We start from the raw sequence: 10,550 nt of genomic DNA on the forward strand, positions 1-10,550 counted from the left end.
TAAAAAGTTCAGGCTCTTCTCTTAAGAACCTGAACTTTCCATTTTAAATCAGAAATAACATTCGCAAGTTTGAAAACAAATTTTTAACAGCCCACCAAAATTTCTGTTTTTTCAGCGCACCAGTACCATCTTTTTGATGACCATAGTGTTTTCGGCCGAAATCCGATAAAGATAAATGCCGGCAGGCCAGCGGGCGGCGTCAACTTTCACCGTATGAAAACCGGCGGACAGGCCGCTCAGCCGTTTGCTGAAAACGCGCTGACCAAGGATATTAAAGATTTCGATTTGAACATCGCTCGATTTGGTCAGGCCAAAGGCCAGATGGGTTGACGGATTAAACGGGTTCGGAAAATTTTGCAGCACGGTAAATTGATCGGGAATGGCCGTCGAACGCAGATCGAGAGCGCTGGTTCCGCTCACGCGGATGGTAATGGTGTCCTGATCGCTGGCGCCGCTGTCGTCCGTCAGGGTGGTGAACAGATAAAAATCACCGTTTATTTCGTGGGAGTAAATGGTCAGCGTATCGGTCGTCTGGTCGTAGGCGTAGCTGATGGCCGGATCATTGACCGAAAAGCTCCAGGTCAGCAGCGAATCGGGCGTATCCACATCGTAGGCGTAATCCATCATGTACAGTTTGGTCGAATCGTTGGTGGTCATATTAATCACATCTGGCAGATTGACGATTTCCGGAGGATCGTTGCGATTGTCAACAGTTACGAAAACCGTGGCTGTATCGCGTCCGCCGTTGCCATCGGTTACCACATATTCAAAAGAATCGGTGCCGTGGAAATCGACGTTCGGCGTGTAAGTAACCATGCTGTCGTTATCAATAACGACCGTTCCGTTGTTCGTGGTTAAAATGCGGTCGATATGTAGCGAGTCGTTGTCTGCGTCGCTGTCATTGGCGGTCAGATTGATGGAAACGCTTTGTTCTTCGATGGTATTGCTGCTATCATTGACGGCGACCGGTATTTGATTGTCTCCCAACATCGTAAAGGTTCCAGTGGTGGTGTCCGATTTTCCGCCCTCGTCGGTTACGATGAAGGTGATGGTTTCTGTGCCGTTCCAGTTAGGATTGGGCGTTGAAACCTGCGCCTGGTTGCTGTCCTGGATAGTGACGATCAGATCGATGGTTTCCGTGGTCCAGATCAACAGGGTGTCGGGCGTAAGGTCGTCAAACACGTAACTGTTCAGATCAATAACCGCAAAAGATTCGCCTTCGTTGATGGTTTGCCCGGTGATGGGCGAGGCCACCGGCGGATCGTTTTCCTGATCGGGAGAAATGCCCGGTTGCAGATGAAAATGGAACCAGTGGTTAAATTTGCCTTTTGTATGGTAATCGCCATCGCCTCCAACCAGCGAGCTCCAGGGCCAGCTGGCAAAAGTACCGCCAACATCCCTGGTAAAACCGTATTCATCGTCCCAGTAAATATCGCTTTCCCATTGACCGTCAACCGAATAGCCCAGAATGTTGATGTCCGTTGGGAAATTGAGCGAATCTAACGGCAGACGAAGTTCGTAATATCCGTCGATGTAATTCAAATTAGCCAGGGAAGTGTCAATGTCGCCTCTAAAAAACCATCGAGCTGAGTCGCTGTCGTAGTAGTAAAAGGAAGCGTAAACCGAGTCCTTTTTGTAATAGCGTGGAATGATTCTGTAATCGGCAAAGAATGGTAATTCCCAGCTTTGTTCATCAAACCACCAGGGCTGTGAGGTATTGATCTGGATGAAATAAGAACCGGTCTGGTCGGTGCCCAGCCCTGATTTTGGATTGTCAGGATGGGGATCGGTGTCGATGTACCAGAACGAATCGTAACGACCGCGCGCCGTATCGTTCGGCGTCGCTAAAAAGGGGCTGGATAATCCCAGGTAAAGGTACTGATCATCCCAGGTGCAATAGGCCAAAACGGTATCGGTGCTGGTTATAAAATCTTCGTCCGGCGCAAAGGCATTTTGCCCGTTAAACGGTAGCGTATGGTAGGTGGTGGCCAGAATAGCTGTGGCCAGACCTAATATTAAAATGACAATCCTTGTTTTCATAATGTAAGGCCTCCGCATAATGTTTTTTTTATTATAGCATAAATCCTTTTAAAAAAGTGTGATTAAGTTGCAATATCGGCCTATTTTTTCTTTTTTTTGCCCTTTTGTAACTGTGAAAGCACTTTGTCCAGCTTCTTATTGTCCAGGTTGGCCAGTTCAAAATCCGAGGCGGTTACGCCGCCGGCTTCAGGCGACTGGCAGTGTTCGATTAAGCGGATTAACTCTTCTTTGTAAATGGAAACGAATGAAGCGATGGTTTCATTTTTAAACCGCCTGTCGCTGAAGTTAAAGGAAAAATTAAGTTGGCCGCCGGTGATCGCGCAGGTCACATCGATCTGGCTGGCGCGCAACTCCTCCGGATGGCGCTCAGGGCCTTTGTTCTCGCGCGCAGGTTTGAAGATGGAACCTTCGGGCAGAGCCTGGTCGAACTGCCCCAGATAGTTAAAGGTAAGATCGGCGCGATCCAGACCGTCTAACTGCCGCCGCAGAGAAGGATCGGGATGCAGGTAACGCAGAATGCCGTAGCCAATACCGTTGCTCGGAATCTGGCGAATCTGTTCTTTAATGGTTTTGATGGCCTCGCCGGGTTCAGAGGTTCTTTCCAGATTCAGATAAACCGGATAAAGCGAAGTGAACCAGCCGATGGTCCTGGAGTGATCAACGCCGGGCACGATGTTTTCCCGGCCGTGGCCTTCCATGTTCAAAAGCATGGAACGCCGGCCGTTCCAGCGGGCAAACGCTCTTACCAGCGCCGTGAGTAAGATGTCGTTAATTTCTGTTTTGTAAACCGGCGGCACGTCTTTGAGCAGCGCTTCGGTTTGTTCTTTGCTTAGCGAATCGTAAACGCCGGCCGCAAATTTCTCAAGATTCTCGCCCTGCGGAAAATCGGCTTGAATTTTCGGAATCTCTTTTGTGGCAATGGATTTCCAGTAATCCAGCTCTTTAAGCAGAGGTTCGCTTTGGGCAAATTCCTTTAATTTTAGAGCCCATTCTTTAAAAGAAGTTGTTTTGGGCGGCAATTGAATTTCTTTGCCCTGCGCCGCCAGTTGATAGGCCATTTGCAGGTCTTCCAGCAGAATACGCCACGATACGCCGTCCATGGCCAGGTGATGAACGGTGATCAGGATTCGATGGGGCAGCGCTCCGGTGTTAAAGTAAGCAATGCGTATTAAGGGCGCTCTGTTCAGGTCGAACGAAGCCTGGAGTTTAGCCGCCTCGTTTTCGATGGCTTTTTTCTGATCTTCGGCGTTTAGATTTTGCAAATCAAAATAGAAGAAAGGCGGCTCATCGGGCATTTCCGTAAAAAGTTGTTCGGGCGATTTCTGCTTTAAATTGAGCTGCAAACGCAGGGCATCGTGGTGCGCCAGCAGGGCGGCGGTCACCTGTTTTAAAAGCTCGGCGTCCAGCTTTTGATGTACTTCCAGAAGCAGCGATTGATTCCAGTGCTCCGGATGTTTGAAGTTTTGCTCCACAAACCAGCGCTGGATGGGCGTGAGAGGGGCGGCGCCGGTTACCAGGCCCTGTTCGGCGTGAATGACCTCCGCTTCCTGTGCAACGGCCGCCAACTGGCGAATGGTCTGGTATTGAAAGATTTGCATGGGCGTGATTTGCAAACCGCGTTGTCTGGCGCGGGCAATGATTTGAATACTTAAAATGGAATCGCCGCCTAATTCAAAAAAGTTGTCTTCCACGCTGATTGGTTTGATGCCCAGTACCGATTGCCAGACATCGGACAAAATCTCTTCTTTTTCATTGGCCGGCGGAACATATTCTCGTTGCTTTTCAACAACCATCTCCGGCGAAAAAGGCAGGGCACGGCGGTCGATTTTGCCGCTGGGCAGGTATGGAAAAGCGTCTAACACGATGAAAGATGACGGAACCATGTATTCCGGTAATTTTTGTTTGAGCTCGTTTTTAAGTTGAGCAATCTCTGCATTTTCTTTATCGCGAAGAATGACGTAGGCAATTAAGCGTTTGTTGTTCGGCTGCACCTCGCGTGCCACCACGGCCGCTTCTTTAACCAGCGGAGATTCCAGCAAAGCGTGCTCGATCTCATCCAGCTCCACGCGAAAACCGCGAATTTTTACCTGATTATCCACGCGGCCGATGAATTCGATGTTGCCATCGTCGCGCATACGAACCAGATCGCCTGTGCGGTACATGCGTTCGCCCGGATTGGTTGCAAAGGGATCGGCCACAAAGCGTTCGGCCGTCAGGTCTTCACGATTCAGGTACCCCATGGCCACGCCCAGGCCGCCAATGCACAATTCGCCGGGAATGCCAGGGGGAACCGGCTGCAGGTTGGCGTCGAGCACGTAAGCGCGTGTATTGGCAATCGGTTTGCCGATGGGAATTTCGCATAATTGTTCAACCTCTTCCACGCTGGTTGGGCATTCAAAAGCGGTAGAAACAATGGTGGTTTCTGTTGGGCCGTAGGTGTTCAGCGTGCGAATGCGCCCGCCGCCCAGTTCCAGCCACTCTTTGTAGCGTTCGCTGGCCAGCTTGTCGCCGCCTAAAATCAGCAAACGCAAACTTTGCGGAATCGGCCGCTGCAGTTGTTTTAATTCGGCCAGCAACTGATGCCAGTAAGCGGTTGGCAAATCTACAATAGTGATGTTTTGTTCTTCGATTAAATTCAATAGTTGTTCGCCGGAAATGAGCGTTTCGTTGCCGCGCAACACAAGGGTGGCGCCGCTTTGTAAAGTGGGGTAAATTTCCTCCCCGGCCGCGTCAAAATTGATGGTGGCAAACTGCAGCATGCGATCGTGTTCGCTCAGTTCGAACAGCTCGGCCATGGCCAGATTGTGGTTGACCACGGAACGATGGCTGACCATCACGCCCTTGGGCTGCCCGGTGGAACCGGAGGTGTAAATAACATAAGCGGCTTGCTCGGGCGAAACCGAAGGCAGGTCTTTGACTGGCGTTGTCTGCCAGTCCGCATTTTCGTCTAACGCCAGCAAGGGGACATCTTCAAAATTTACGCGCTCTTTTAAAGAAGATTCGGTAATCAAAAGAGAAATGGCCGCATCGCGCACCATGAATTCCAGCCGTTCGCGCGGATAGTTGACGTCCAGCGGAACATAAGCCGCGCCGCTTTTCAAAATGGCCAGCAGGCTTACGATCAAACGGGGAGAGCGGGAGAGACTGATGCCCACACGCTTGCCTTTACCGATTCCCTGTTTGACCAAAAAGGCGGCCAGGGCGCTGGAAAGACGATTGAGCTCTCCGTAGCTCATCCGCTCCTGCCCGCTGATCAGGGCCGTTTTTTGCGGATGCGCTTCGGCCTGCACCTCGATCAGATGGTGAATGGCCATCTCCGGAATTTCTCTCGCCGCCTCCTGCCAGACGCCCTTCAGCGCCTTTAGTTCCTCCTCCGAAACAAGCGATATTTGTTTAAGCGTTTTTTGCGGATGGGAAATCACTTGCTCAACGATGAATAAAAAGTGATCGATAAAGCGCCGCATGGTTTGCGCTTTAAACAGATCAGTGTTGTATTCCAGGCTGCCGTTGATGCCGTCTTCCACTTCTGTTAAGGCCAGCGTTAATTCGAACTGGGAAAGGCCGTTTTCGACCGACATGGGTTCGATGGTAATATCGGAAATCTGTTGCGCCCCGGCAGGCAGATTCTGCAGCATAAACATGACCTGAAAAAGCGGTGTGTGGGCCACGTCCCGATCGGGCTGAATGGCGTCCACCACCTTTTCGAATGGTAAATCCTGGTGCGCAAAAGCGCCAAGGGCATAGTCTTTAATCTGCTGCAGAAAATCGTTAACGCTCTGGCTGTTGTCCAGGTCGCCGCGCATGACCAGCGTGTTGACAAAAAAGCCGATCAGCTTTTCGATTTCCGAACGCGTGCGGTTAGCGACCGGCGTTCCGACGCTGATATCCTGCTGGGCGGTGTACTTATTGAGCAGCAGCATAAAGGCTGACAGCAGAGTCATGAAAAGCGTCAGATCGTGTTCCTGAGAAAACTCGCGAATCTTTTTGCTCAGGGCCGGATCAATCTTAAAATGTAAATGCGCGCCGTTGTAAGAGAGCGTTGCCGGCCGCGGAAAATCGGTGGGCAATTGTAAGGGCGGCGAACCGTGTCCTAATTTTTCTTTCCAGAAATTCAGATGTTCTTCTAATACCTCGCCCTGGAGCCACTGGCGCTGCCAGGCGGCAAAATCGACGTACTGTATTTCCAGCTCGGGCAACGGCGAAGGTTGGCCCTGGCTGAAAGCGCGGTACAGGGCGCCCACCTCGTTCATTAAAATACCCATCGACCAGCCATCGCTGATAATATGATGCATGTTCAGAATGATGACGTATTCTTCGGGATTGATTTCCAGCGTCTTCACGCGCACCAGCGGACCGCTTTCCAGGTTAAAAGGCGTTCGCGCTTCGGCAACGATGCAGTCCTCAACGCTTTTTTCGCCGCTTATCTTTTGCCGTTCGATTTTAATCGGCGATTGTTCTAAAATTTCCACTTTCGGCCTGCCGTCAACCGTTTTAAATACCGTGCGCAGGGTTTCGTGACGGCGGGCGATCTCGTCCATAACCTGTTGCAACAACTCCACCTTTAAAGGGCCTTTTACGCGGAAGGCGGCAGGGATGTTGTAAGACGCGTCGTCCGGCTGCATCTGGTAAAGGAACCACAGACGCTGTTGGGCAAAGGAAAGGGGCAGCTCGCCGGATCGATCAATCGGTTTGATGGGCGGCTCTTCTATGCCCGTGCTTTTTCTTTTAAGGTGGTCTATGGCCTGCCCCAGTTCGCTAACCACCGGATGTTCGAATAAAGTTTTTAACGGCAGGTCAACGCCCAGCGCATCTCGAATGCGCGAAATGAGCTGCGTGGCCAGCAGCGAATGTCCGCCCAATTCAAAAAAGTGGTCGTTGGAACCGACTTTAGAAATGTTGAGAATTTCGCCGAAAATTTTAGCCAGAGCTTCCTCAGTGGGCGTTTTGGGAGGCTCGTACTCCCGTTGCAGATCAATGCGGTGCGTCAGCGGATCGGGCAGGGCGCGGCGATCGATTTTGCCGTTGGGCGTTAGCGGAAATTCATCAAGCGCCACAAAAGCGGAAGGCACCATGTATTCCGGCAGGCTTTCCCGTAAATATTCTCTTAGCTGCTGGCCGTTGACCTGCTGCCCCTTAACGGGAACAATGTAAGCGGCGATCAGGTTATTGCCCTGAGGATCGCGGGCTGTGGTTACCAGGCAGGCGCGAACCGCAGGATGTCTGGCCAGCAGGGTTTCGATTTCGCCCAGTTCAATGCGAAAGCCGCGGATCTTGATCTGGTTATCGATGCGGCCGATGTATTCAATGTCGCCATTTGGCAGGAAGCGCCCCAGGTCTCCGGAACGGTAGAGCCGGGCGTTGGGCTGATCGGAGAATGGATGAGGCACAAATTTTGTTGCGGTTAGCTCTTCGCGCTTCAGATAACCGCGAGCCAGTCCGGCGCCGCCCACGTGAATTTCACCGGGGATGCCGATGGGCTGCGGCTGGAAGTACTGATCCAGAATGTAAACCTGCAGGTCGGGAATGGGCTCGCCAATCACGCTGCCCCGCGCCTCTTCCACGTCTTTTAAGGTAAGAGGTCGATAGGTAACGTGTACGGTGGTTTCGGTAATGCCGTACATGTTAATCAACTGAGGTTGTTGATCGCCGTGCTTTTCGAACCAGGGACGCAGGCTGTTTAATTCCAGCGCTTCGCCGCCAAAAATAATGTAACGTAAATGGGTGGCGTAGGGCGGCTGGCCGATTAATTCTTCGGCGTGCATGAGCTGTTTAAAAGCGGAAGGCGTTTGATTTAAAACCGTCACCTTTTCATCCAGCAGCAAACGGTAAAATTGTTCCGGCGAGCGGCTGATTAACTGCGGCACAATGACCAGCCGTCCGCCGTAGAGCAGCGCTCCCCAGATTTCCCAAACCGAAAAATCGAAAGCATAGCTGTGAAAAAGGGTCCACACGTCGCTTTCGTTAAAGCGGAACCAGTGGTCGGTGGCCTGAAAAAGACGAACGACATTGTAATGCGTAATTAAGGTGCCTTTGGGTTTGCCGGTGGAGCCGGAAGTGTAAATCACGTAAATCAGGTTTTGCGGCCCAACTTTTGTTTGCGGATTGTCGGCGGATCTCTTTTCGATTGCCGGCCACTCTTCATCCAGTAAAACGGTTTTTTTGCCCTGCAAATTCAGATTGTCTTTTAACGCCGATTGTGTTAAAACGATCTTTGCTTCGGCGTCTTCTAACATAAAGGCGATGCGCTCCGGCGGGTAAACCGGATCGATGGGCAGGTAGGCGGCGCCTGCTTTTAAAACGGCTAAAATAGCCACAAGCAAATGCGGCGCCCGTTCGGAGTAAATGGCGATTAAATCGTCGGGTTGTACGTCGTGTTCCAGCAAATAGTGCGCCAGTTGATTGGCGCGGCGATTTAATTCGCCGTAGGTAATATGTTGTCCTTCAAAGGTCAGCGCGGGCCGATCGGCAAATTTTTCAGCCTGCTCTTCAAACCATTGATGGATGCACTTTCCCGGCGGAAAGACGGGCCCCCTGGGGATCCATTCGTCCAGCAGCAGCTTCTTCTCCCGTTCGGTCAGTAAGTCGAGCCGCGTTACGGGCACGTCAGGTTGTTCCACGGCGGCGCGCAGGATTTGCTGAAAATGCGTCAGCATGCGGTCGATGGTGTCTGGTTCAAACAAATCGGTGTCAAATTCCACGTCAAGGGCAAACTCGTCCGCCAGCTCGGCCACGGTAAGGGTCAAATCGAACTTGGCGTTTTCGTTGCGTAAAGGCAGCGGCTCCACCTTAAGATCGGGCAGCTGTAAGGCGCCGTCCAGCGCGTTCTGGTAAACGAACATCACCTGGAACAAAGGCGTGTGGCTCATGCTGCGTTCCGGCTGTAATTCTTCCACCAGCATCTCAAAGGGTAAATCCTGGTTGGAAAAGGCTTCCAGAGCCATGCTTCGCGTGCGTTCCAGAATTTCTTTAAACGACGGTTCGCCGGAAAGATCGTTACGCAAAACCAGGGTGTTTACAAAAAAACCGATCAGCCCTTCGGTTTCGGCCCGATTACGGTTGGCGATGGGCGTACCGACGCAGATGTCTTCCTGATTGGAATAACGGTAAAGCAGGGCGTAAAAGGCGCTGAGCAGAGTCATGAAAAGCGTGGTGTTATTTTGCTGCGCCAGACGACGCACTCTTTCCACGATTTCGCCTTTCAACGCAGCCTGGCGATGACTGCCGCGGTAGGTTTTAATGGCTGGCCGCGGATGGTCGGTGGGCAGCTCCAGCACCGGCAGGCTGCCGGATAGCTTTTGCTTCCAGTACGGCAGTTGCTTCTCTTTTATTTCGCCTTCCAGTTTCTTTTTTTGCCAGACCGCAAAATCGGCGTACTGAATTTTAAGCGGCGGTAAAGAGGGCGGTTCATTTTTTACAAATTGATTGTACAATTGGCTGAATTCATTGACAAAAATGCCCACCGACCAGCCATCGGAAATGATGTGGTGCATGATGATGCTTAAAACGTGTGCATCTTTTTGCAAACGAATTAAATGGACGCGCAGCAGGGGACCTTTGCTCAAATCAAATGGTCGGCTGTTTTCGGCTTTGAGTATTTCGTTTAACTTTTTCTCTCGCTCCGCTTCGGGCAAATTGGAAAGATCGCTTTCCTCTAACTGAAAAGGACTTTTGGGTGAAACAACCTGCATGGGCGTGCCGTTAATAGTCGTGAAAGTAGTGCGTAAAATTTCGTGGCGGTCAATGATGGTTTGCAGACTTTGTATTAGGGCAGATTTGTTCAATTTGCCAATCAACTTGACGGCAGCCGGAATGTGGTAAGCCGTGCTTTCCGGTTCCAATTGTTGCAAAAACCACAGACGCTGCTGGGCGTAAGAGAGCGGAAAAGCGTTGGCCGCTCGCCCTTCTTTTTTGAGTTTAAGCTCTAACAGTTTACGTTTTTCCGGCGATAGTTTGGCTAACAGTTTTTCGATATCGGTCATGGTTTTCCTTAATAAATTAAAAATTACGAATTACGAATTACGAATTTTTCCGATTCTTCAGGTAATTCAATCCACCAAAATAATATTACATTATTTTTAAATTCCAGGGCATTTTAAAAAACATTTCCCTTTGTGTTAAAGTTTTTTTTGTATTGTTAATTGAATAGAACCTAAAATCCGTAATAATTCATCGCAATCTTCGAGTAATTGTTTAGCCGTCTCTGCATTTAGATAACCACTGTCTCGCAATAGTCGAATCCAGTAGTGGGTCTCTCTGCTTTCTTTGTAAGCAATTGAAAGTTTGGCATAAAAATCTTTTTTTGATTGGCCCCCAATTGCTTCTTCAATATTGGCCCCTATTGATGTTCCGCTTCTTAATAGTTGTTTAGAAAGTAAAAATTCTCTTTTCTCCTCTTGAAGAAATTTGTAAATGTTAATAATCTTTAATGCGAACTGGTAACTTTTATTACGAATTAAATTATTCTCTTTCATGTTTAAATACCTACTTTTACACTGAATTCAAAATCGTAA

The 10,550-nt window shown here is 50.2% G+C and carries 3 protein-coding genes; all 3 read right to left on the reverse strand.

The genetic code is table 11. From position 1 onward, the window contains the following. Positions 1–111: 111 nt before the first annotated feature. Positions 112–2,040 carry an Ig-like domain-containing protein gene (locus tag Cabys_RS06470; protein ID WP_006929435.1) on the reverse strand — a complete coding sequence of 643 codons (1,929 nt, stop codon included), beginning with the start codon at positions 2,038–2,040 and terminating at the stop codon, positions 112–114. Between the two features lie 80 nt (positions 2,041–2,120). After that, on the reverse strand, positions 2,121–10,019 hold the full coding sequence (locus tag Cabys_RS06475; protein WP_006929438.1) for a non-ribosomal peptide synthetase: 7,899 nt from the start codon (positions 10,017–10,019) through the stop codon (positions 2,121–2,123). Between the two features lie 135 nt (positions 10,020–10,154). Next, positions 10,155–10,511, reverse strand: a complete 357-nt coding sequence (locus tag Cabys_RS06480) for a four helix bundle protein (protein ID WP_006929439.1) — start codon at positions 10,509–10,511, stop codon at positions 10,155–10,157. Positions 10,512–10,550: the final 39 nt, after the last annotated feature.

Source organism: Caldithrix abyssi DSM 13497 (assembly GCF_001886815.1).
GTDB lineage: Bacteria > Calditrichota > Calditrichia > Calditrichales > Calditrichaceae > Caldithrix > Caldithrix abyssi.